Source organism: Kribbella sp. NPDC050281, assembly GCF_040655855.1.
In the GTDB taxonomy this organism is placed as follows: Bacteria; Actinomycetota; Actinomycetes; order Propionibacteriales; family Kribbellaceae; genus Kribbella.
In genome coordinates, this window is sequence record NZ_JBFAKS010000032.1 from 26,885 (window position 1) to 50,011 (window position 23,127).

Consider the following 23,127-nt stretch of genomic DNA (forward strand, 5'->3'; position numbering starts at 1 on the left):
ACAGGCCGAGTTAACCAGCCGGGACCCAGATCGTGAAGACCGATCCGTCGCCGGGGCGGCTGGTGACGGTGATGCGGCCGCCGTGTGCTTCGGCGAGGTGTTTGGTGATCGCGAGACCCAGGCCGCTGCCGCCGGTCGTCCGGTTGCGGGACTGCTCAGCGCGGTAGAACCGGTCGAACAAGTGTGGCAGGTGCTCGTCCGCGATCCCGCTGCCGTTGTCGGTGACGGTCAGGTCGTAGCCGTCGGCAACACGTCGTACGCCGAGCACGACCTGGCCGCCGGACGGCGTGAAGCGGATCGCGTTCGAGACCAGGTTGCCGAGTGCCTGGCGGATCCGGGCGCTGTCGATCGAGGCCGGAGCCGACTCGGGTACGTCGGCCGTCAGCGATACGCCGGCGGTCTCCGCGGCCGGTCGATGTGCCGACACCACCTGCTGCGCCAGCTCGGACAGGTCGCGCGGAGCGCGGTGCAGCCGGAGCATGCCCGCGTCCGCGAGCGCCAGATCCTGCAGGTCGGCGACCAGATGCTCGAGCAGTCCGGTCTCCTCCAGCAACGACGTCACCAGCTCACGATCCAGCGGTACGACGCCGTCCTCGGACGCAACCAGGTAGCCCTTGATATTGGCCAGTGGGGTCCGCAGTTCATGGGCGACATCGCTGACCATGGCCTTGCGCTGGTGGTCGTGCTGCTGGATCGACTCGGCCATCGCGTTGAACGCGTGCCCGAGCCGGGCCACCTCGTCCTTCCCGGTCACCGGGACCCGAGCCGCATGGTCGCCGTTCCGCATCCGCTGGGCCGCTCCGGTCAGCGCCACGATCGGACGGACCAGCCGGCGCCCGGCGAAGACCATCACCAGCGCCGCGATCAGCAGTACGCCGAGCGCGGTCGCCGCGGTCCGCAGCATGCCCTCACCGGAGAACACGTTGAACGTGCTCTTCGCACCCAGGTAGAGCTTTGCCTCCGGAGCGACGTACGGCGTCAGGGCCTGTGTGCGGGCCTCCGTCGTACAGTTGGCGAACGTCGGTGTGACATCGGTCTTGTTGTCCGGCAGCACCATCCGAAGGCCGTTCTCGGCGGCGATCGTGTACGTCTCGCCGGCCTTGTCCAGGCACTCGGTCGACCGGCGGACCTCGTCATCGTTGACCACCTTGGCCTTCGCGCTCGGCGCATTCAGCCCGGCCGGCACGCACTTGTCCTTGGCCTCCTGGCCGGGCTTGGCGAACTGCATCATGCTGACGCCGTCGACCGACCGGTCCGACTCGACCATCACCTGGGGCGTGCCCTGCATTTTCGACACCACGGTGCTCTTGCCTTCGGCCTGATAGCAAGCGGCGGCCTTGTCCGCGAGCCGATCGCGTGCGCGCGACTCCTCGTCGGTCATTCCCCAGCCGAAGTACATCGGTGGGAGCGGCGCGGACGGCTTGCTGGTGATCGCCTGGCCTGCCATCACCACCGCGGCCTTGCGGAACGCGACAGCGCTCACCGCTCCGGTGTACGCGAAGCCGCCGCCCTGGCTTCGTGCGTCGATGGTTGCCGCCGGCACTGACGGGAGCGCCGGCCCGGCACCGAGCATGCGGGCCGAGTCGGCGATGACGGTGCCGTCCGGCTCGGTCAGCGCGACCCGTCGCCCGAGCTGGTCCGCGAGCCGGTGGACCTCTCGGTCGACACCGGCCCAGGTCGGGTGGTTGGCCGCGTAGTCGGACAGGGTGCCGAAGATCTCGCCGTCGACCTGCAACTGGCCGGTGTTCGCGTCGATCTCGCCCTGGAGCTTCTCCGAGGTGCTGTACGTCGCGATCACCGCGGTCGCGATCACCGCGCCGAGCGCGACCGCGAGCGACAGGCCGAGGAAGCGGACCAGCACACTACGACGCATCCGACGCCACCACCTTGTCCGCCAGTTTGTAGCCCACGCCGTACACGGTTTTCAGGTACGCCGGTGTGCCGGGCGACGGCTCGACCTTCTTGCGCAGGTTCATCACGTGAACGTCGATGGTCCGGTCGAAGACGTAGTGGTCGAACCCGAACGCGTGCTCCAGCAACTGCTGCCGGGAGAAGGCCCGCCCGGGTGAGGCGGCCAGGCAGGCCAGGATCTTGAACTCGGCCGGTGTCACCTCGAGCAGGCGACCGGCCAGCCGGACCTCGTGCCGGCTCGGGTCGATCTCCAGTTCGCCGACGCGGTACACCTCACCCTCGGCCTTGCTCCGGGTGCGCCGCAGTACGGTCCGCACCCGGGCCACCAGTTCGCGCGGGTTGTACGGCTTGGTCAGGTAGTCGTCGGCGCCGAGGTCCAGGCCGAGCAGCAGGTCGTCCTCGGTGGAGCGCGCCGTGAGCATGATGATCGGCACCTCTGCGCCAGTGTCACGGTCCGCCCGTAGTACCCGGCAGACGTCCAGGCCGTCGACCTTCGGCATCATCACGTCGAGCACCAGCAGATCAGGGCTGCGCCGGCGGGCCTCGTCGATCGCGGCCCGTCCGTCGTGCACGACGACGGTCAGGTGCCCCTCCCGCTCGAGGTACCGCCGGATCAGCTCCGCCTGCTTCAGGTCGTCTTCGGCGACGAGAATCCGCGCTGGCATGCCCTCAATGTGAACCAGATTCATGAGAATCCGATGAAGATCGACTGAGAGCATCGGGTGCAAATGGCTCCTTCACACGTTCTTCACCGGCCGGACGGCACGCTCCACAGCCATGAGAACCTCACGGAAAGCACTCGCCCTGGTGGCGGTCCTGGCGCTGGCCGGCTGTGGGAGCGGCCAGGCTCCGGCCGCGAGCGGCGATCAGAAGGACAGCGACAAGAGCCCGCTCGCGGAGTACATGGGTGAGGGGTTCATGAGCTCCGGTGGCGGCGGGATGCGGATCTCGATCCGGGCCGGCGGCGGGCAGGGGTCGTCCGAGGAGGAGCTGGCCAAGCAGCGCAAGGTCGAGGACGCCACCGTCGCCTGCATGAAGGACGCCGGTTTCGAGTACGTCGCCGTACCGCCGGAGTCGCAGCCGAAGAACAAGTTCAACGACGCCTTCAACCTGCCGCCGGACAAGTTCGCCCAGCAGTACGGCTACGGGATCAGCACGATCGACTGGTCCAAGGCCGCCGACGGCACTGACCCGAACACGAAGATCCGCAACGCCCTGTCGGCGAAGGCGAAGAAGGCCTACGACACCGCCCTGAACGGCCCGAACGCGACCGCCAACGGCACGGTCGTGATCGCACCGAAGGAGGGCGGCGGCCCGGCCGACAGCGGCAAGCAGGACCTGGGCTGCCGCGGGAAGGCCGTCGAGGAGGTCTACGGCAAGTCCCAGGACCGCGCGGCCGAGTTCCAGGAGTACGAGTCGCTGTTCAAGGACATCCAGGCGCTGCAGAAGCGGATCGACGACGACCAGCGCGTGGTCGACGCGACGACCGCCTGGGCCGGCTGCTTGGCCGACGCGGGCCACTCCGGCTTCACCAAGATCGACGACCCGCGGCAGAAGGTCGAGCAGAAGCTGAACGAGCTGACCGGCACGCAGCCGCCGACCAAGTCGGGCGCGGGCAAGACGATCACCGGCCCGCCGTCGTTCGACAAGGTGGACTCGGCCAAGCTGTCCGAGCTGCGCAAGTTCGAGACCGACCTCGCGGTGGCCGACCAGAAGTGCCGCGCCAAGGTGTACGACGAGTCGTACAAGACGGTGCAGTACGCGATGGAGAAGGAGTTCGTCGACCAGCACAAGGCCGAGCTGGAGGCCTACCGCGACGGAATGGCGAACCGGTGACCGCATCGCCCAAGTCGCGGCGCCGGGTCCTGGTCGGGGTGTCCACGGTGGCGGCCGTCTCGCTCGGGGTCGGCGTCGTGGCCGGCACGCGGATCACCTCACCGGAGGACGCGGCGGCGAAGACCGCGGCACCGAAGGCCTCCCAGATCACCGTGCCGGTGGAGAAGAAGGCGCTGTCCAGCAAGGTGGTCGGCCGGGGTGACGCGTCGTTCGACGGCGCGGTGAACATCCGGGTCGAGACCAGCGGGTTGACCACCCCGGCGATCGTCACCGGCAAGGTGCCGAAGGTCGGGTCGACCATCACCGAGGGGAAGGCGCTGCTGGAGATCACCGGCCGCCCGGTGATCGGCCTGGCCGGCGTACTGCCGATGTACCGCACGCTCACGCCGGGCAGCAAGGGACCGGACGTGCTCCAGCTCGAGCAGACCCTCGACCGGCTCGGCCTCGACCCGGGCACGGTCGACGACGAGTACGACGGCAGCACCTCGCGGGCCGTGGAGCGCCTGTACGAGGAGGCCGGGTACGACGCTCCCGAACCGGACGAGCGGCTCACCCAGGCGGTCGACGCCGCGGAGAAGGGGGTCGACGCGGCGAAGAACGCGCTCCGCCAGGCCAAGGCTGCGTTGAAGCAGGCCAAGGCCGCGAAGGCCAACGACGTGAGCGTTCAGCAGGGCGCGGTCGACGATGCGGAGGAGAACCTGGACGACGCCGAGGACGAGCTGGCCGATGCGCAGTCGAAGGCCGGCACCCCGCTGCCGGTGTCCGAGGTGGTCTACGTGAAGACCCTGCCGCGCCGGGTCGATGACGTGAAGGTCGAGCGGGGCGGCACCGTGAACGGCGTGGTCATGTCGGCCAGCGGCGCCTCCCTGGTCGTCACCCTCAAGGTCGACACACAGACCGCGGAGCGGCTGAAGGCAGGCATGACCGCGAGCCTGACGCTCGGCGATGGTACGTCGGTCGCCGCGAAGGTCCGCCGGGTCACCCGCAACGGCGAGCAGTACGACGTCGTGGTCGGGCCCAACACGCTGACGGCGAAGCAGTTGGAGCAGCTGCGGGACGCGAACGTCCGGGTGACGATCCCGGTCAAGAGCACGAACGGCAAGGTACTCACGGTTCCGGTCGCGGCCCTGTCTGCCGGCTCGGACGGCGGATCCCGGGTCGAGGTGCTGCGCGACGGAAAGGTCGAGCTCGTGCCTGTCACGGTCGGATTGTCGGCCGACGGGTTCGCGCAGGTCAGCCCGAGTGGCGACGCATCATTGGCCGACGGCGAACAGGTGGTGGTCGGACGATGACCGCCGTGGCTCTGCCGGCGCCGGTGGTCGAGATGATCGGCGTACGCCGATTCTTCCCCGGTCCACCCGAAGTACAGGCGATCCGGGACGTCGACCTCACCATCGGGCAGGGCGAGTACCTGTCGATCGTCGGGCCGTCCGGATCGGGGAAGTCGACGCTGCTGCATCTGCTCGGGCTGCTCGACAACCCGACCGGCGGCGTCTACCGGCTGGACGGGGTCGACACGATGAGCCTGCGGGAGCGGCGTCGCGCCGTACTGCGAGGAGAACGGATCGGGTTCGTGTTCCAGTCGTTCCACCTGCTCGACCACCGGACCGTGCTGGAGAACGTCGCACTCTCGATGGTGTACGTCGGGGTGCCGCGGCGCGTGCGGTTGGCCCGGGCGCGAGTCGCGTTGGAGCGGGTCGGTCTGGCGCACCGGATGGACTTCGCGCCGACCACGCTCTCGGGCGGTGAGCGGCAACGGGTCGCGATCGCGCGAGCGCTCGTCGCGGAGCCGAGTCTGCTGCTCGCGGACGAACCGACCGGAAACCTGGACAGCGCCAACGCGGAGGCGATCCTCGCAGTGTTCGACGAGTTGCACCACGAGGGGATGACGCTGGCCGTCATCACCCACGACGATCACGTCAGCCGCCGCGCCCAGCGCCAGGTCCGCATCGTCGACGGAACCCTCCAGTGGTAACCCCAGCAGGCCCCCCGGATCCCGCCGGCGGGCCGTCCACCACCAGGCGCGGGCCGCGGCGGCCGCGGCCCCGCCTGGCGCTCGCCGGTCTCATCCGCCGTGCGGGCTTGCCCCGTCCCAGCCGGTCGCGCCTTCGATCTCGTCCCGCTGTGCGGGACCTGCTCGACGAGGCGCTGGCCGGGGTGGCCGCCCGGCCGACACGGCTGATTCTCACCACGCTCGGGACTGTGCTCGGTATCGCCGCCTTGGTTGGAACTGTGGGGCTCGGGCAGACGGCGGCTGGGCAGATCACTCAGCGGTTCGACCTGGCCGCGGCGACGCGGGTCGTCGTACAGCCGGACGACAAGGGCGGGCAGGAAGGCGAGGCGGCGACGCAGTTGCCGTGGGACGCGCCGGAGCGGATCCAGCGGCTGAACGGCGTCGACGCGGTGGGGACCGTCAGCAACCTCGACATCGGCGACGACCTGGTTCGCAACGTCGCCGGGGTGAACGGCGGCGAGGGCAAGGCGCTCCAGGTGATGGCGGCGTCCGCCGGTCTGTTCGACGCGGTCCGCGGCGTACTGGGCACCGGACGGTTCTTCGACGCCGGTCACGACCAGCGCGGCGACAAGGTCGTTGTGCTCGGCAAGCATGCGGCCGAGCGGCTCGGCATCAACCGGGTCGACGCGCAACCGGCGGTCTTCATCGGCGACGAGCCCTACACGGTCATCGGCATTCTCGAGTCCGTCACCGGCCGGGCCGAGCTGAACGACGCGGTGATCATGCCGAACGGTACGGCCAAGGCGGCGTACGACCTGGAATCGCCGGACGCGGTCGAGATCCGGACCCAGGTCGGCGCGGCGCAACTGATCGCCGGTCAGGCGCCGATCGCGATCCAGCCGAACAACCCGAGCACGCTGAAGGTCGACGCGCCGCCGAAGCAGGGCGCGGTCCGCAAGGGCGTCGAGTCGGACTTGAATGCGCTGTTCCTGCTGCTCGGAGCGGTCGCACTCCTCGTCGGCGGCCTCGGTATCGCGAACGTGACGCTGCTGTCGGTGCTCGAACGCATCTCCGAGATCGGCCTGCGCCGCGCCCTCGGAGCCGCGCGGCGGCACGTCGCGATCCAGTTCCTGGTCGAGAGCGTGATCGTCGGCTTCCTCGGCGGGTTGCTCGGTACGGCGGTCGGCGTACTGCTCACTGTCGGGGTGTCGTGGGTGCGCGACTGGACCCCGATCCTGGACAACCGGCTGGCCTTCGGTTCACCCCTGCTGGGTGCGTTCATCGGCCTGGTCGCCGGCACGTACCCCGCCTGGAAGGCCTCCGCCATCCAGCCGATCACGGCCCTGCGTGGCACCTGACCCGTCCCGGCTGAGCCGTGCGTAGACGAAGGCGGTGACGGCGAAGCCGAGGGCGACGAAGGCGAGGACCGCGTACGACTTCCCGCTGTCGGGCAGGATCACCGCGCCGAGTGCGGCCGCGGAGACCTGCCCGACGTTGAAGATCATGTCGTAGAGGGAGAACACCCGGCCGCGATAGACGTCGTCGACACCCGTCTGGACGAGGGTGTCGACGCTGATCTTCACGCCCTGCGCGCAGAAGCCGGTGAGGAAGCCGAAGGTGATGATCGCGGGCTGCGTGTAGAGGCCGCCGGGCATCGCGGTGACCACGGCGGCAGCGACGAACAGCAAGGTGATCCACTGCCGCAGCGTCATCACCCGGGTGGCCCACGGCGTGACGAGTGCGGCGATGAACAAGCCGGCCCCGACCGCGCCGGTGGCGATGGCGAGCGCACCGAACGCCTCGTCGAGCCGGTCGGGTCCGTAGAAGTAGTTCCGGTACAGCAGGATCATCGCGACGGTGATGAGCCCGAAGAAGAAGCGCAGCGCGCCGATCGCGGCCAGTCCGAGCGCAGCCTGCTTGCGCTGTCGCAGATGCCGGCCGCCGTCGACGAGTCCCTTGGCGATACCGCGGACGGCTTCGATCACGCCGGGCTCGTCACCTGTCAGGTCCGGGCCGAGCTGGTCGCGCCGCAGCCTGAGCGCGAGGAACGCGGCGGTCAGGTAGACGATCACGGTGAGTGCGAGGACGGCGAGATCCGAGTCGACGATCAGCTTGACCCCTGCGCCGACACCGCCACCGATGAGGAAGGACGCCGTACCGGAGGTCGGAGTGACGGCGTTCGCCATCACGAGCTCGTCCCGCTCGACCACGTGGGGGAGGCCGGCGGACAGACCCGACAACAGGAACCTGTTCACGCCGAGGGTGAGCAGGACCGCCAGGTAGAACGGCACGCCCGCGTTGCCCACTGCAACGATGGCGCCGATGCCGACGACCAGGACCGCCCGGGTCAGGTTGGCGCCGAACAGGATCTGCCGCCGCGACCACCGGTCCAGCAGTACGCCGGTGAACGGCCCGAGGATCGAGTACGGCAGCAAGGCCACCGCGAACAGCCCCGCGATCGCCCCGGCGTCCGGCGCCCGCTCCGGCGAGAACAGCACGTACGACGCCAGCGCGACCTGGAACACCCCGTCGCCGAACTGCGACGTCAACCGCACCGCGAACAGCCGCCGGAAGTCGCGGCGCCGCAGCAGCGTCCCAAGATCCCGGATGAACCGCACGCCTGCACTGTAACCGCCGGGCCAGTCGAGCCTGGTCGGCTCAGTCCTGCCCGGCTCAGTCCTGCCCGGCTCAGTCCTGCCCGGCTCAGTCTTGCCCGGTTCAGTCGTCGGCTGGTCGGTGCAGGCGTTCGGCGGCTGTCTCACCGCGCTGGCCGACCGGGACCACGCCGGCGACCTTGCCGAGGCCGATGGGCGGCATGTTGCCGTAGACGGTCTCGGTGTTGCCGGCCGGGACGATGTACGTCTCATGCCAGATGCCGGCGCCGCCGCCCTTGAACGAGGTGCGGAAGTAGTCCAGCCAGGCCGGGCGGTGCGTCCGGTTGCTGTCATTGGCGAACGCCTCCAGCTTCTCGACCGACTCCCAGTACTGGATCATCGTCACGCCGCGCCACGTCGGCAGCGTCCGGAACCCGAGCAGCCCGCTGTCCGGATCCTTCGACAACTCCCGCAGCATCGGGTTCATCGCCCTCCCCACCGGCAACCACGCCTTGAGCGCGCGCAGCGAGTTGATCCGGAACCCGATCAGAAACACCACGATCTCGCCCTCGTACGCGGCCGTCTGCCGCCCCTCGACCACACTCATCCCTGGCCCCTCCCCTTCAGCTCAGCAGATACTCCACCAGCGCCACCGGATGCCCGAGCACCATCGCCGCCGGGTCATCGCACGGCAGGTCGACCGGAGTCACCGCGGCGCCGCGGCGCCGCGGTTCGTCGGTGACCGGGTGCCAGTGCCACGACGTACAGGCGGCGCCCGGAAACAGGACGTAGTGCATACCGATCACCTTATGGTGGGCGGATGGATCGGACGTCGTTTCCGCATTTTCTGGCGATCACGTTGCGGTGGAAGGACAACGACGTCTACGGGCATGTGAACAACGTCGAGTACTACAGCTTCTTCGACACCGTGATCAACGACTTCCTGGTCCGGGCCGGCGGGCTCGACATCCACCGCGGCTCGGTGATCGGCCTGTGTGTGGACTCGCAGTGCACCTTCAAGGACTCGCTGGAGTTCCCCGGCACGGTCGACGCGGGATTGCGGGCCGGACAGCTGGGTAACTCGAGTGTGCGGTACGAGATCGGCCTGTTTCGCGAGGGCTCGGACCAGCCGGCCGCCACCGGGCGGTTCGTGCACGTGTTCGTGGCGCGGGAGGACCGCCGGCCGGTGCCGATCCCGGACCGCATCCGCCAGGCCTTGGAAGGGATCACCGGATGATCGTGCGCGGCGCCGTACTGCGAGAGATGGGTCTGCCCGGTCCGTACGCCGAGTCACGGCCGCTCCGGATCGAGGAGCTCGAGCTGGCGCCGCCCGGCCCCGGTGAGCTCCTGGTCCGGATCCGCGCCGCCGGGCTGTGCCACTCGGACCTGTCCGTGATCGACGGCTCGCGACCCCGGGTCATGCCGATGCTGCTCGGGCATGAGGCCACGGGTGAGGTCGTCCGGTCGGAGGCGCCCGGGTTCGCCGTTGGTGACAGTGTGGCCTTCGCCTTCGTACCCGCCTGTGGCGAGTGCGGTCCGTGTGCCGAGGGCCGGGCGGCGTTGTGCGAGCCGGGTGCCGCCGCGAACACGGCCGGCACGCTCCTGTCCGGCGTACGGCGGCTTGAGGGGGTGCACCACCACCTCGGGGTGTCCGGGTTCGCCGACCACGCTGTGGTGTCGGCGCGGTCCGCGGTCAAGATCGACCCGTCGTTGCCGCCGGAGATCGCGGCGTTGTTCGGCTGCGCGGTGATGACCGGAGTCGGCGCGGTCGTCAACACCGCACAGGTCCGGGCGGGGCGTAGTGCGGTCGTCTTCGGCCTTGGCGGTGTCGGGCTGTCGGTGCTCCTCGGTGCTGCGCTGGTCGGCGCGCATCCGCTGGTCGCGGTGGACGTCGTACCGTCGAAGCTGGCCTTGGCCCAGTCCCTTGGCGCGACGCACACAGTTCGTGCGGGTGAGGGCGCCGTCGAGGAGGTGCGGGAGGCGACCTCAGGTGGAGCCGACTACGCCTTCGAGACCGTCGGGAACGCGAAGGTGCTCGAACAGGCGTACGCCGCCACCCGGCGCGGCGGCACCACGGTCACGGTGGGGCTGCCGCATCCGTCGCAGACGTTCAGCGTGCCCGCGGTCAGCCTGGTCGCCGAGGAACGCACGGTGAAGGGTTCGTACCTCGGCTCGTCGGTCCCGAGCCGCGACATCCCCCGCTACATCGCCCTCTACCAAGCCGGCCGGCTCCCGGTCGACCGCCTGCTGAGCGCGACGGTCGGACTGGACGACCTCAACCAGGCCTTCGACAACCTGGCCGCCGGGACCTCGGTCCGTCAGGTGTTGCTCTTCTGAAGGTTCTCCGCGGCCTTCAGGAAGGTCGCCGCTTCGCGGGCGCGGGCCTCGGGAGTGAACTCATCACCGAAGTCCTCGGGGGCGGCGACCTGCCGGAGCTCGAGCGTCCCGGTGTTGCCGTCGTCGGCCGCCAAGCAGCGCCAGCCCCATTCGACCGCCTCCTCGCGGGAGGCTACCTCGATCAGGCAGAACCCGGCGATCAGTTCCTTGGTCTCCGCGAACGGGCCGTCGACCACCCGCCGCTTGCCACCGCCGTCCAGCTGCATCCGGAAGCCCTGGGAGCTCGGCAGCAGACCCTCGCCGGCCAGCAGGACACCCTTCTCGGCCATCTCCGCCATCACCAGACCCATGTCGGTCAGGCTCCGCTCGCTCGCCAGCTCGCCGCCCTCGGATGTGTCCGTGGCCTGGAAAATCATCAGATAACGCACTGGGAACCCCTCCCAAGTCGCTGTTAAATCCTGGGAAGAATCTAGACCCGGCGGCAACCCTTCAGGCAGGCTACGCACAGTGTGTTCACGGGCACCGCTCGTGAGGAACGTCAAGTGATACACGCGGAGTCCCTGAGGAGGACCCCAGTGATGCAAACCCGCCCCCGCCGCATCGGTGCCGTCATCGCCGGTGCTGCCGCCTTCGGCGTGATCGCCGTCATCGCCGGTAACCAGGCCGATGCCCAGCAACCCGCCCCCACCCCGATCGACCAACTGCTCGGCCAGGAGCTCCAGGGCAAGTCGGCCCTCGGCCGGATCCAGTCCCCGGTCACCGAGCTCGCCGACCGCAACGGCATGCCGGCCGCCCAGCTGGAACAGATCCTGGCCACCGACAAGACCAGCTGGCTGGACCGCGACGGCAAGCTCTTCTACCGCGAGCCAGTCTCCGGCGCCAAGCAGACTGCCGCCGCGCCGTCCCCGCGCTGGGCGACGCGTGCTGTTGCCGCCGCGACAGGTCCGGCGTTCGAGCTGCACAGCAAGCCAGGCTCCAACCGGGTGATCTACCTGGACTTCGACGGCCACACCATCAGCGGTACGGCGTGGAACACGAACGGCAAACCCGCCACCGTGAACGTGACGGCGTACGACACGAACGGGAATCCGGACACCTGGAGCACCGCCGAGCAGGACGTCGTCCGTGACGTCTGGGCCCGGGTGGCCGAGGACTACGCGCCGTTCGACGTGGACGTGACCACGCAGCAGCCGGCCGCGGCGGCGATCACCCGCTCCGGCGCGTCCGACCAGCAGTACGGCACCCGCGTCCTGATCGACCCGACCACCTGGTACCAGTCCGGCTGCGGGTGCGGCGGCGTCGCGTACGTGGGTGTGTACGACAACACCAGCCAGCACTCGTACTACCAGCCCGCTCTGGTGTTCACGAAGGGCGTCGGCACCGGCGCCAAGAACATCGCCGAGGCAGCGTCGCACGAGGCCGGCCACAACGTCGGCCTGAGCCACGACGGTACGGCGTCCGTCGGGTACTACGCCGGTCACGGCGCCTGGGCTCCGATCATGGGCGTCGGCTACTCCAAGGCGATCAGCCAGTGGAGCAAGGGCGAGTACACCGGTGCCAACAACAAGGAAGACGACTTCGCCGTCATCGGCCAGAACGGTCTGGCGCTGCGCGCCGACGACCACGGCAACACCACCGCTGCCGCCACCGCACTCACCCTCGGCACCAGCGCCAACGGCATCTACGCGAATGACTCGGACGTCGACATGTTCCGGATCGACCTGTCCGCGGGCACCTTCAGCTTCGCGGCGAACTCGGCCGCGTCCGGGGCCGACCTGGACATCAAACTGCAGCTGCTGAACTCGTCGGGCGCCGTCGTCGCCTCCGCCGACCCGGCGGCCGGCCAGTCCAGCTCCGCCACTCCGACCGGTCTGAGCGCGAGCATCAGCCGGCAGGTCACCGCGGGCCGCTACTACATGCGGGTCGACAACACCGGCTACGGCAACCCTGCGAACACCGGTTACTCGACGTACGGCAGCCGTGGTGCCTACACGGTGCGCGTCAGCGCCGGCTGAAACACCTGAGTCACCCGGGGCCGTCGTTCCCACCGAGATCGACGGCCCCGGGTCATGGGGGGACCCGCCCGCCCCGGGGGGAATCTGTGAGGAGATTCCTGAATGAAGAGCAAGTTCCGCCGCACCGGCGCGCTCGCATGCGCCGGTGCAGTCGTGTTCGGAGGTCTGGCCGTCGCGGCCGGTACTCAGGCCGACGCAGATCAGACGCCGATCGACCAACTGCTCGCCGAAGCCACGCCCGGCAGTTCGGCGCTCGGCAAGGTCCAGTCGCGGCTGGACGAGATCGCCCAGCGCAACGGTCTGGCCGAGGAGCAGTTGCAGCGCATCCTCGCCACCGACAAGACCAGCTGGCTGGATGCCGACGGCAAGTTGTTCTTCCGCGAGCCTGGTCTGACGGCCGCCCAGAAGGCACCGGAGGCGTCGCCGCGCTGGGCCACCGAAGCCGTTGCCGGAGCCACCGGTCCGGCGTTCGAGCTGCACAGCAAGCCGGGCTCCAACCGGGTGATCTACCTGGACTTCGACGGCCACACCATCACCGGTACGGCGTGGAACGCGTCCAAGGGGATCGATCCGGTCAACGTGTCGGCGTACGACACCGATGGCGATCCGGCGAACTACAGCACCGCCGAGCAGGACGTCGTACGCGAGGTGTGGGCTCGGGTTGCCGAGGACTACAGCACCTTTGATGTGGACGTGACCACGCAGGAGCCACCGCAGTCCGCGATCGACCGGTCCGGTGCGTCGGACGAGCAGTACGGCACGCGCGTGCTCATCGATCCGGACACCTGGTACCAGTCCGGGTGCGGTTGTGGCGGCGTCGCGTACGTCGGTGTCTACGACAGCACCAGCCAGCACGACTACTACCAGCCGGCGCTGGTGTTCACGAAGGGCGTCGGCACCGGTGCGAAGAATCTCGCCGAGGCTGCCTCCCACGAAGCCGGCCACAACGTCGGGCTGAGCCACGACGGCACGTCGACCGTCGGCTACTACCAGGGCCACGGCGCGTGGGCCCCGATCATGGGTGTCGGCTACTACCGCGGCATCAGCCAGTGGAGCAAGGGCGAGTACGCCGACGCGAACAACAAGGAAGACGACTACGCGGTCGTCGGCTCGCACGGCCTCGCTCTGCGCGCCGACGAGGCCGGTGACACGACGGGTGACGCCGCCGCTCTGACCGTCGGTACGCCGGCGTCCGGTGTGGTCGCGGCCGAGGACGACACCGACGTCTACCGCGTCGACGTCAGTGCCGCAGGCAACTACACCGCGACCGCAAGTGCGGCCGCTACCGGTGGCGACCTTGACATCAAGCTCGACCTGCTCGACAGCGCGGGCTCTGTCGTCGCCTCGGCCGACCCGGCGTCGGGCCAGAGTGACGCCGGTACGCCGACCGGCCTTGGTGCGAGTGTTACCAGCACCCTCCAGCCGGGTACCTACTACCTGCGGATCGACAACGTGGGCTACGGGGACCCGCTGAACACCGGGTACTCCACCTACGGCAGCCGCGGCGCCTACACCCTCGGCATCGCGCCCTCCTGATCCCTGTGGCTGGCCGGTCTCTGGCGGACCGGCCAGCCACAGGCTCTCACGTCAGGTGCGAGACAGCGAGATGCGCAAGGGCCGCGGACTGGTGAGCCAGAACGTCGTCATCGAAACGGACGATGCTCGAGTGGTTCGACGGAGCCTCGTCCTCGGAGACGTCGTCGGGGCGGGCGCCGAGCATGATGAACGTGCCGGGCACCTCCGCGAGGACCATCGAGAAGTCCTCGGCTCCCATCAACGGGTTCGCCAGCGGCTCGACCCGCTCTGGTCCGAGCAGGTCGGTCAGCTTTGACTGTGTCTCCGCCGTACGTCCGGCGTCGTTGATCGTGACCGGGTACTGCCTGGCGAGGGTCGCGTCGACGGTGCAACCGTGGGCCGAGGCGATTGATTGGGCCAGCGCCGGTAGCTCGTGGGAGAGCTGCTCGAGGCTCGCGTCGGACAGCGTCCGTACGGTGGCGCCGAGCGTGGCCGAGTTGGGGATCACGTTGATCGCGACCCCGGCGGAAAGTTGCGTCACGGTGATGACGACCGGGTCGAACAGGTTCACGCGCCGCGTCACGTAACTCTGCAACGCCAGCACGATCTCGGCGACGACCGGCACCGGGTCGATCGACTTCTCCGGCTGCGAACCGTGCCCGCCCTTGCCGTGCACGGTGATGTGCAGCCGGTTCGAGCTGGCCATCATCGTGCCGGGCCGGGTCTGGAAGACCCCCTTCGCGGCCAGGGCCCACACGTGCACGGCGTACGCGGCGATCGGCTTCTCGCCGCTGGCGTTCAGCAACCCTTCCCGGATCATGTACCCGGCGCCGCCGAGTCCTTCCTCGCCCGGCTGGAACATGAAGACGACGTTCCCGTGCAGCTCCTCGCGATGCGCACTGAGCAACTGCGCGGCACCCACGAGGCCGGCCGTGTGCAGGTCGTGGCCGCAGGCATGCATGTTCCCGTTCTCGGATGCGTAGTCCAGGCCGGTCTCCTCGATCACCGGCAACGCGTCCATGTCACCTCGGAGGAGCACCGTCGGGCCTGGGTGCCCACCTCGCAGCACGCCGACGACCGACGTCACCTCGCGCCCGGTCGTCACCTCCAACGGCAACCCGGCGATGGCGTCGAGCACCAGCCCCTGCGTCTTCGGCAACTCGAGCCCGACCTCAGGATTCCGATGCAACTCCCGCCGCAGCTCAACCACCCCCGGCGCGATACCAGCACTCTCCCGCACCAAATCCATCAGCCACTCCTCACACCTCACCGGACCGAGCCACCGTACCCGCACCCCGCGCGGCCCACCCATCAGTGGCTCCCCGGACCCCACGCAACACCCACGCGCGCTCCCGTCACCGCGCCCTCCACCCCGGTCCGCCGCGCGCTCCACCCCCGTTCCGGCGCGCGTGCTCAACCCCCGTTCCGGCGCGCGTGGCCCCCGTTCCGGCGCGCGTGCTGCACCCCGTTCCTTGGTTGCGCGTGTTCGGGCGTCGACCGGGCCGGGTTGGTTGCGTGGCGTGGCTGCGGGTGGTGTGGTCCCAGCGGGGCGCGGCTACTGCTTCGGGGCGTAGGTGAGGATGACTACGCCGTTGCCGACCTCGGTGACGGCCGCCAGGTTCATCTGCGTCGGCGCGATCCCCGACAGCAAACCTTCCCCGGACCCGGCGACGAACGGGTGCACCCAAAGCTGCAACTCGTCCAGGAGCCCAGCCTCCACCAACGCCTGGCTGAACGAGCCGGTGCCGTACTTGAGCAGCGTCCCCTCACGCGATGCCTTCAGTTGCGCGACCGCCTCGACGGCGTCGCCCTGCAGGACCTCGGTGTTCCAGGTCGCGTCGGTCAGCGTCCGCGACGCGACGTACTTCGGCAGCGGGTTGATCGCGTCGGCCAGTTCGCCGGGCCGGTCCGGCCACGAGGTCGAGAAGACGTCGTACGTCGCCCGCCCCATCAGCAGCGCATCGGCGGCGTTCAGCAGCTTCGCGGCCTGCTCGTTGTGCTGGTCGCCCTGGAAGCCTTGCTGCGCACCCCAGAAGGCATCGCCGGCCACCATGCCGTCCAGCGAGATGTACGTCGATTCGATGAGTCTCATGGCGACGGAAAATACTGACTCGCATCAGATCCGTCTTGTACGGAAACGCAGCTCCGAGTCCTCCCAGTCCAGCTCTCGGGTCCAGCTCCCGATCCCCCTCACAATCCTAGGACCACGCTGCCGTTCGCCACCTCCGCCGGGGTGTGGCCGATCAGCTGCCGGAGTGACCGGGTCAGATGCGGCTGGTCGTAGTACCCCGCCTCGGTGGCCACCTCCGCGATCGTCTTACCCGCGTGCAGCATCCGGACCGCCCGTCTTGCGCGTTCGATCAGCTCCAGCGTGCGCAGTGGAAGCCCGACCGCCCGCACGAACCGGCTCTGCACGGTCCGCTTCGGCATGGTGCGTACGACGCCGTGCCGCAACTCGTCGATCAGCGGATCGAACACCATCAGATCCGCACGCCGGAGCCGGTCGAAGAACACGTCGATGTTCTGCGGAGTCGGCATCTCCCACGCCCGACCGTCCAGCAGGATGCGACCGTCCGACAGGACCGGCAGTACCGCATCCCTCATATTGGTGAGCCGGGCCGGCGGGAACATCGGCAGGTACGCCCCGAGGCGGAAGTCAGCTCCGAAGTACTCCGAGTCGGCCGAACACACCATGGTCGTCGCCCTGGTCGCCGGACCGCGCAGGTGCACAGCCCAGGTCCCGCCAATCCGCGCGAACCCAATTCCCGCGGTAGTCGAGGCGAGCGAACTGAACGGGGTCGGACTATCGCACTCCGCAGACCAAACCTGCATCAAGGGCCCAACCGGCCCACCGACAATGCGACTGTCGAGCCCCATGCAGCGTAGTGAAACCCGTCCCTCCACCCCACGCAACCGCCTGCACCATGATGCAAACGTCGACCACGCAGGCCAGCCGGAACGGAACACCTGGCGAAGAGAGCGGCCAGGAACACGCGACGTGGCGCGCGAGTAGTTGACGCGCGGTGCCTGACCACCAGTTGCTGCCGGGCTGAGGGCTAGCGCTGTAGGCATCGCGCTACACCGGGTGGCCGGGTGGTGATCGTGGTCTGTGTCGCCGGTCGGGTGGTGGCGGACGGTGTGAGAGGGGCGATGCCGGCCAGGGCAGTTTGTAGGGGAGATGGGGCGGATCTGTAGGTGGAGTGGGGCGTGGCGGGTGGAGTGAAGGTCAGGCGTTGCGGAGTTGGTGGGGTGGCCTTGAGGGGGCCGGGGGTTGGGGGGAGTGGGGATGGGGCTGGGGGTGGGAGTTCGTGGGTGGGCGTGTGGTGGGACTCGGCTTGGCGGATTTCGGTGGTGAGGTGGTGGAGGAGGGCTGTGGTGGTGGAGCGGGATCGGTCGGCGGCTAGGCCGGCAGGGGCGAGTTCGAAGGTGTCGAGGTGAGCGAAGCCTTGACGGAGGATGGCTTCGAGGTGGTTGCGGGTGCTGGTGCCCGACCGTTCGAGGTCGGGGAGGCGGGTGGAGTTGTAGACGAGGGTGGTGAGGAGGGGGAACTGGCCCTCGGCGGTTTGCTGGTTGAGGGCTCGGAGGACCTCGCCGGGCTGGAGGTCGCCGCGGGTCTCCAGGTCGTCAGCCAGGATGCGGACGGCGGGGACGAAGGCTGCGTAGTAGCCGCCGCCCCGGGCGTCTTCGATGCCGGGGGCAACTTTGTCCACACCTAGGCGGGTCAGGTACTCGTTCAGGTGGTCCTGGGCCCAGGCTTCGGCGACACCTTCCTCGAGCTGGCGACTGCCGGGACGCGTGAAGGCGCCCCGAGCCGCCTCCTGCGTCGCGCCGGCCGGGCCGAGGAAGTGCGCGTGCTCGTGCAGCAACGTGGCGAGCGACTCGCGGTACTGGACGAGGACCGGGAGCGGCTGCTCCTCACCCGCATGTGCGTACATCTGCCGCAGTGGATCGAGGATGCACTCGCTGTCGAGATACAGCGTGCCGTCCCAGTGCGCGAGGCCGAGGACTTCACCGACCGTCTCAACCACCTGCCCGTTCCACGCAGTCTGACCTGCGCCGGACACTTCGACTGCGACCTGCCCACTGCGCGCCAGCAACTCCTCCAAGGAACCCGGTGGCGCGGCAACCACGGAGGCGGTCATGGACGGAAGGCCGTCGCCAGGCGGATCAGGGAATCTGCGGACCGATGAAGGTTCGCCTGCTCATGTGGATTGTCAGTAGACGCCGCGAGTCGGCGCAGCTCCGTGACAAGCCAGTCGGTCCGCGCCTTCCGCTCCGCGGGTGTCGAGCGACTCGGCGGCGGGACCTCCGGCGGCGCGTAGGCCGGTGGGGTGTGCGCCGCATAGTCCGGCGGAGTGTGGCTCGAATGCTCCATGGTCTGTCCTCCCGAGGTGTGATCTCGGCGGAGAACATATGGAGATTCGCCCCTCTCCCAGCGGCGAACTTCTCACCTGTGGATAACTGAACCTCGGACACCTTGTGGGGACCGCGGACAGGTAACAACATGTCCGCGGTCCCCAGATCCTGTCCGCGGCACCCCGAGAACCCCGCCGCACCCCGCGGCACCCCGAGAACCCCACGGCACCCCGGGGCGGTTAGAAGAGGGTTGGAGGGGCAGCGTCGACGGGTGGCTCCGGTAGGGGCTCGACGCCGGGCACGGCTGAGCGGACCGCGGAGTGGAAGCGACGGGCCAGGTTCAGCGCCTCCACGTTGTCTGGTGTGTGCAGGAAGATGGTCGGTGAGCGGCCCTCGGCGAGCCAGTTCACCACCTGCTCCACGAGGTAACCCCAGCCCTCGACCGTCTCGGCAACGGAGTCCCGCCCGATGTACCGGACGATCGGATGCGCGGTCAGCGCACGCGTACGTCGTACCACCCGGGGCTTCTTCATCCACGCGTCGCGCTCGGCGTAGCTGGTCGGCCGGCGTCCGAAGAGCGTGACCGTGTCGAACGGGATCCACTCGGCATCCACGCGCCCGAGAACCCGTTCGAGTTGACCGGCGGCAACCGCGTCGTCGAAGAACGCCGGATGGCGGACCTCTACGGCGTACCGATAACCGCGCGGGGCGTGATGGAGGAACGCGGCGAGCGTGCCGAGGTCGGTGGGGGAGAAGGACGCAGGGAGCTGGATCCACACGGCGTGGTTGCGTTCGGCGAGTGGTTCGATGGCGGACAGGAACGCGCGCAGTTCGCCGTCGACGCCGGTCAACCGCCGTTCGTGGCTGATCACCTGCGGCAGCTTCACGACGAAGCGGAAGTCAGGTGGCGTCTGCGCCGCCCAGCCGGCGACGGTCGACTGTGCGGGCGTCGCGTAGAAGGTGGTGTTGCTCTCCACGGCGTTGCACCACGACGCGTACCACTCCAGCTTCGACCGCGACGGCTGCGGCCAGGCGGCGTGGGTCCACTGCGCACACCCCACATGCAGCCGCATCAGGCCAATCTATAGAACAGCCCCGCAGCCACCACACCGGTGACTGCGGGGCTGTACGACGTACGTCAGCGGTCGACCTCGCCGCGGATGAACTTCTCCACCAGGTCGCGGCACACGTCGTCGGCGTACTGCTCCGGCGGCGACTTCATGAAGTACGACGACGCGGACAGGATCGGGCCGCCGATGCCGCGGTCCTTGGCGATCTTCACGGCGCGGATCGCGTCGATGATGATGCCGGCCGAGTTCGGCGAGTCCCAGACCTCGAGCTTGTACTCCAACGACAGCGGTACGTCGCCGAAGTTGCGGCCCTCGAGCCGGATGAACGCCCACTTGCGGTCGTCCAGCCAGGCCACGTAGTCCGACGGCCCGATGTGCACGTTGCGCGGGTCGATCTCGTCGCGCAGCTGCGAGGTGACGGACTGGGTCTTGCTGATCTTCTTGGACTCCAGGCGCTCCCGCTCGAGCATGTTCTTGAAGTCCATGTTGCCGCCGACGTTCAGCTGGTAGGTCCGGTCGACGGTGACGCCGCGGTCCTCGAACAGCTTGGTCAGCACGCGGTGCGTGATGGTCGCGCCGATCTGCGACTTGATGTCGTCGCCGACGATCGGTACGCCGGCCGCGGTGAACTTGTCCGCCCACTCCTTGGTGCCGGCGATGAAGACCGGCAGCGCGTTGACGAACGCGACACCCGCGTCGATCGCGCACTGCGCGTAGAACTTGGCAGCCTGCTCCGAGCCCACCGGCAGGTAGCAGACCAGTACGTCGACCTGCGCCTCGCGCAGCGCGGCGACCACGTCGACCGGTGCGGTCTCGGACTCGGTGATGGTCTCGCGGTAGTACTTGCCGAGACCGTCCAGGGTGTGACCCCGCTGCACCGTGACGCCGGTCGGCGGCACGTCGCAGATCTTGATCGTGTTGTTCTCACTGGCGCCGATCGCGTCGGCGAGGTCCAGTCCGACCTTCTTGCCGTCGACGTCGAAGGCGGCGACGAACTGCACGTCGCGGACGTGGTACTCGCCGAACTGGACGTGCATCAGACCGGGGACGCGCTCGTCGGGCTTCGCGTCGCGGTAGTAGTGCACGCCCTGGACGAGCGAGCTGGCGCAGTTGCCGACACCGACGATCGCTACGCGGATCGAGGTCATCTGGAACTCCTTCAATTAGGCGGTTGGTGCAGGTCAGGGGGCCGCTGTTGCCGCCGCTCGCCGTCGATCAGCTCGTTCAGCCAGCGGACCTCGCGCTCGGCCGACTCCAGGCCGTGCCGTTGCAGCTCGAGGGTGTAGGCGTCGACTCGCTCCGCGGTCCGGGTCATCGCCGCCCGGAAGTTGGCCAGCCGCTCCTCCATCCGGGCCTTGCGGCCCTCGAGGATGCGCAACCGGGTGGCCGGATCGGTCCGGCCGAAGAACGAGAAGCGGACGCCGAACGTGTCGTCCTCCCAGGCCGACGGACCGGCGTCGTGCATCGCGTGCGCGAAGTGGTCCTTGCCGTCGGCGGTGATCGTGTACACGATCTTCGGCCTGCGACCCGTCCCCGGCGTACCGGGATCGGCCGTGATCAGGCCGTTGCGGAGCATCGCCTTCAGACACGGGTAGAGCGACCCGAACGACAGCACGCGCCCCCAGCCGAACTGGGCGTTGACGCGCTTGCGGAGCTCGTAACCGTGCATCGGCGCTTCATGCAGCAGACCGAGTACGGCGAGTTCCAGGACTCCACTGCGGTTTCCCATGACCCACCTCCCACGGTCTAGTTTGTCATGACCTGATGTATCGGCTCGATACATCGCTTCGCCACTGTAAGCAGACCAGAGGACTGTGGACAACTCCTGACAAAGCCGCCCTTTGTCAGCTTGATCACGCGGCACGCCGAGAAACCTGTTACGTCAGGCGCCGATCTGCGTTTAATCGTGTGACACAGCGTCGTGGTTCAAGAGCGGAGGGTCATGGCCGACAGCCAGGCGAAGCACGCGAAGCAGGACGTCGAGAGCGGTGCGGACGGCGGAGGCCCGCTGGCCCAGGTCTCGCTGCGGTTCACCGCCTCCACCGAGAAGTGGTTGCCGGACGCGTTCGGGTTCGTGCTGGTCGGGACCTTCGTGGTGCTGCTCTTCGGGCTGGTCACCGGTGAGCCACTGCTCGAGCGCCCCGACGATCCGGCCGCGACCAAAGGTTTCGGCCTGGTCGACGCGTGGGGCCTCGGGTTCTGGAGCCTGATCACCTTCACGCTGCAGATGGTCATGATCATCATCGGCGGGTACGCCGTCGCGACCAGTGGACCGGTCGCCCGGTTGATCGCTCGACTGGCCAGGATCCCGCAGAGCCCGCGGACCGCGGTCGCGTTCGTCGCCGCGGTGGCCATGCTGGCGTCGTACCTGAACTGGGCGTTCAGCCTCGTCTTCGCCGCGATCCTGGCGCGTGAGGTGGCCCGCAACGTGCCGAAGGCGGACTACCGTGCGCTGGGCGCCATGGCGTTCCTGGGCCTCGGCACGGTCTGGGCGCAGGGGCTGTCCGGCTCGGCTGCGCTGCAGGTGGCCAGTGCGAGCAGCAGTCCGGCGCCGGTGCAGGAGGTCATCAAAGCGAGCGGCCACGCCAGCGGGCTGATCCCGCTCAGCGACACCATCTTCACCTGGCAGGCCGTCCTGGCGACTCTGGTCGTGTACGTCGTCGGCGTCGGGATGGCGTGGGTCATCGCGCCGGGCGAGGACAACTCACGGACCGCCGAACACCTCGGGATCGAACTGCGGCCACTCGTCGGCCGCGGATCGGCGTACAACGGTCAGCGGGAGGAGAACGAGACCCGCCGGCCGGGGGACTGGCTCGAGCACTCCCCGCTGTTCAGTCTGCTGATCGTGCTGCTCGGAGCGGTCTACCTGGTCCGCTACTTCAGCGGGAAGAACTTCTTCAGCGCGCTCGACCTCAACACCGTCAACCTGATCCTGTTCCTGCTCGCCCTGCTGCTGCACTGGCGGCCGTGGCGGATGGCCCGCGCGGTCCGCGACGGCGCGCCCGCGGTAGCCGGCGTCCTGTTGCAGTTCCCGCTGTACGGCGGGATCTTCGGAATGATCGCCTACACCGGGATCTCCGCCCGGCTGGCCGGCTGGCTGGTGCAGGCAAGCAACCAGTTCCTGTTCCCGCCGCTGGTGGCGATCTACTCCTGCATCCTCGGCATCTTCGTGCCGAGTGGCGGCAGCAAGTGGGTGATCGAGGCGCCGTACGTGCTGCAGGCCGCCAACGAGCTGAAGGTGGACGCCGGCTGGATGGTGGTGGTCTACGATCTCGGCGAGGCCAGCGCGAACCTGCTGCAGCCGTTCTGGATGCTGCCGACGCTGGCCATCCTCGGCCTCAAGGCGCGCGACATCATGGGCTACACGTTCACGATGTTCCTGGCCTGCTTCCCGGCGGCGCTGATCGCCGTGACCTTGCTCGCACCGCACGTCACCGGGTGAGCCGGGCGGAAATCGCTTGCTTCCGCCGGGAAAGATCTGGGTAAGGCCTGGCCCGGCCCGCGCCCGGGTGACCGCTCGGCTTGTTAGCATCCGGAGC

The 23,127-nt window shown here is 68.8% G+C and carries 22 protein-coding genes; 9 read left to right on the top strand and 13 right to left on the bottom strand.

The features are described 5' to 3' along the window. Positions 1–10: 10 nt before the first annotated feature. Together AB0I34_RS29870 and AB0I34_RS29875 are read right to left on the bottom strand one after the other, a co-directional pair. Complete coding sequence (locus AB0I34_RS29870; protein WP_360451525.1) at positions 11–1,873, bottom strand: HAMP domain-containing sensor histidine kinase; 1,863 nt, start codon at positions 1,871–1,873, stop codon at positions 11–13. Next, the gene (locus tag AB0I34_RS29875) at positions 1,863–2,576 is read right to left on the bottom strand and encodes a response regulator transcription factor (protein ID WP_360451527.1); all 714 of its coding nucleotides are present in this window, start codon (positions 2,574–2,576) and stop codon (positions 1,863–1,865) included. The genes AB0I34_RS29870 and AB0I34_RS29875 overlap by 11 nt, the downstream gene beginning before the upstream one ends. A 112-nt stretch (positions 2,577–2,688) precedes the next feature. Between AB0I34_RS29875 and AB0I34_RS29880 the strand changes: the two genes are divergently transcribed. The 4 genes from AB0I34_RS29880 (at position 2,689) to AB0I34_RS29895 (ending at position 7,059) form a co-directional block, all read left to right on the top strand. Next, positions 2,689–3,747, top strand: coding sequence for a hypothetical protein (locus AB0I34_RS29880; RefSeq protein WP_360451529.1), 1,059 nt, complete (start codon positions 2,689–2,691; stop codon positions 3,745–3,747). Continuing rightward, complete coding sequence (locus AB0I34_RS29885; RefSeq protein ID WP_360451531.1) at positions 3,744–5,039, top strand: peptidoglycan-binding protein; 1,296 nt, start codon at positions 3,744–3,746, stop codon at positions 5,037–5,039. Before AB0I34_RS29880 ends, AB0I34_RS29885 begins: the two co-directional genes overlap by 4 nt. Then, the gene (locus tag AB0I34_RS29890) at positions 5,036–5,722 is read left to right on the top strand and encodes an ABC transporter ATP-binding protein (protein WP_360451533.1); all 687 of its coding nucleotides are present in this window, start codon (positions 5,036–5,038) and stop codon (positions 5,720–5,722) included. Before AB0I34_RS29885 ends, AB0I34_RS29890 begins: the two co-directional genes overlap by 4 nt. A gap of 149 nt (positions 5,723–5,871) precedes the next feature. Next, entirely contained in the window at positions 5,872–7,059 is a 1,188-nt protein-coding gene (locus tag AB0I34_RS29895; RefSeq protein ID WP_360451535.1) for an ABC transporter permease, read from the top strand. On the opposite strand, the gene AB0I34_RS29900 is transcribed toward AB0I34_RS29895, so the two are convergent. The 3 genes from AB0I34_RS29900 to AB0I34_RS29910 form a co-directional block, all read right to left on the bottom strand. After that, positions 6,961–8,319 (bottom strand): MFS transporter, encoded by a 1,359-nt coding sequence (locus tag AB0I34_RS29900; RefSeq protein WP_360451537.1) that lies wholly within the window; start codon positions 8,317–8,319, stop codon positions 6,961–6,963. The genes AB0I34_RS29895 and AB0I34_RS29900 overlap by 99 nt on opposite strands. A gap of 100 nt (positions 8,320–8,419) precedes the next feature. Further along, a complete protein-coding gene (locus AB0I34_RS29905) occupies positions 8,420–8,902 on the bottom strand; it encodes a DUF4188 domain-containing protein (RefSeq protein WP_360451539.1) in 483 nt (160 codons plus the stop codon). A 16-nt stretch (positions 8,903–8,918) separates the two neighbouring features. Next, on the bottom strand, positions 8,919–9,092 hold the full coding sequence (locus AB0I34_RS29910; protein WP_360451541.1) for a hypothetical protein: 174 nt from the start codon (positions 9,090–9,092) through the stop codon (positions 8,919–8,921). A 23-nt stretch (positions 9,093–9,115) separates the two neighbouring features. Between AB0I34_RS29910 and AB0I34_RS29915 the strand changes: the two genes are divergently transcribed. Further along, positions 9,116–9,532 (top strand): thioesterase family protein, encoded by a 417-nt coding sequence (locus AB0I34_RS29915; RefSeq protein ID WP_360451543.1) that lies wholly within the window; start codon positions 9,116–9,118, stop codon positions 9,530–9,532. Beyond that, on the top strand, positions 9,529–10,632 hold the full coding sequence (locus AB0I34_RS29920) for a zinc-dependent alcohol dehydrogenase family protein (protein ID WP_360451545.1): 1,104 nt from the start codon (positions 9,529–9,531) through the stop codon (positions 10,630–10,632). The genes AB0I34_RS29915 and AB0I34_RS29920 overlap by 4 nt, the downstream gene beginning before the upstream one ends. Here AB0I34_RS29920 and AB0I34_RS29925 read toward each other — a convergent pair. Then, entirely contained in the window at positions 10,614–11,048 is a 435-nt protein-coding gene (locus AB0I34_RS29925; RefSeq protein WP_360451547.1) for a YciI family protein, read from the bottom strand. The genes AB0I34_RS29920 and AB0I34_RS29925 overlap by 19 nt on opposite strands. A gap of 162 nt (positions 11,049–11,210) precedes the next feature. On the opposite strand from AB0I34_RS29925, the gene AB0I34_RS29930 reads away from it, so the two are divergent. Further along, positions 11,211–12,647, top strand: coding sequence for a M12 family metallo-peptidase (locus tag AB0I34_RS29930; protein WP_360451549.1), 1,437 nt, complete (start codon positions 11,211–11,213; stop codon positions 12,645–12,647). 102 nt (positions 12,648–12,749) lie between these two features. After that, positions 12,750–14,183, top strand: coding sequence for a pre-peptidase C-terminal domain-containing protein (locus AB0I34_RS29935; RefSeq protein ID WP_360451551.1), 1,434 nt, complete (start codon positions 12,750–12,752; stop codon positions 14,181–14,183). A gap of 46 nt (positions 14,184–14,229) precedes the next feature. Here AB0I34_RS29935 and AB0I34_RS29940 read toward each other — a convergent pair whose 3' ends face one another. The 7 genes from AB0I34_RS29940 to AB0I34_RS29970 all read right to left on the bottom strand — a co-directional run bounded on the left by AB0I34_RS29940 (position 14,230) and on the right by AB0I34_RS29970 (position 21,317). Beyond that, positions 14,230–15,411 (bottom strand): M20 family metallopeptidase, encoded by a 1,182-nt coding sequence (locus AB0I34_RS29940; RefSeq protein ID WP_360451553.1) that lies wholly within the window; start codon positions 15,409–15,411, stop codon positions 14,230–14,232. A gap of 306 nt (positions 15,412–15,717) precedes the next feature. Next, a complete protein-coding gene (locus AB0I34_RS29945) occupies positions 15,718–16,254 on the bottom strand; it encodes a dihydrofolate reductase family protein (protein WP_360451555.1) in 537 nt (178 codons plus the stop codon). A 98-nt stretch (positions 16,255–16,352) separates the two neighbouring features. Continuing rightward, a complete protein-coding gene (locus AB0I34_RS29950) occupies positions 16,353–16,856 on the bottom strand; it encodes a helix-turn-helix domain-containing protein (RefSeq protein ID WP_360451557.1) in 504 nt (167 codons plus the stop codon). A gap of 362 nt (positions 16,857–17,218) precedes the next feature. Continuing rightward, a complete protein-coding gene (locus tag AB0I34_RS29955; protein ID WP_360451559.1) occupies positions 17,219–18,304 on the bottom strand; it encodes a hypothetical protein in 1,086 nt (361 codons plus the stop codon). A gap of 453 nt (positions 18,305–18,757) precedes the next feature. After that, positions 18,758–19,591: a DUF72 domain-containing protein gene (locus AB0I34_RS29960; protein ID WP_360451561.1), complete on the bottom strand. Its 834-nt coding sequence runs from the start codon at positions 19,589–19,591 to the stop codon at positions 18,758–18,760. Between the two features lie 65 nt (positions 19,592–19,656). Next, complete coding sequence (locus AB0I34_RS29965; RefSeq protein ID WP_360451563.1) at positions 19,657–20,736, bottom strand: inositol-3-phosphate synthase; 1,080 nt, start codon at positions 20,734–20,736, stop codon at positions 19,657–19,659. A gap of 11 nt (positions 20,737–20,747) precedes the next feature. Further along, positions 20,748–21,317: a PadR family transcriptional regulator gene (locus tag AB0I34_RS29970; protein WP_131363387.1), complete on the bottom strand. Its 570-nt coding sequence runs from the start codon at positions 21,315–21,317 to the stop codon at positions 20,748–20,750. Between the two features lie 213 nt (positions 21,318–21,530). Here AB0I34_RS29970 and AB0I34_RS29975 point away from each other — a divergent pair, with 213 nt between their 5' ends. Further along, on the top strand, positions 21,531–23,030 hold the full coding sequence (locus AB0I34_RS29975) for a TIGR00366 family protein (RefSeq protein WP_360451565.1): 1,500 nt from the start codon (positions 21,531–21,533) through the stop codon (positions 23,028–23,030). The last annotated feature ends 97 nt before the right edge of the window (positions 23,031–23,127 follow it).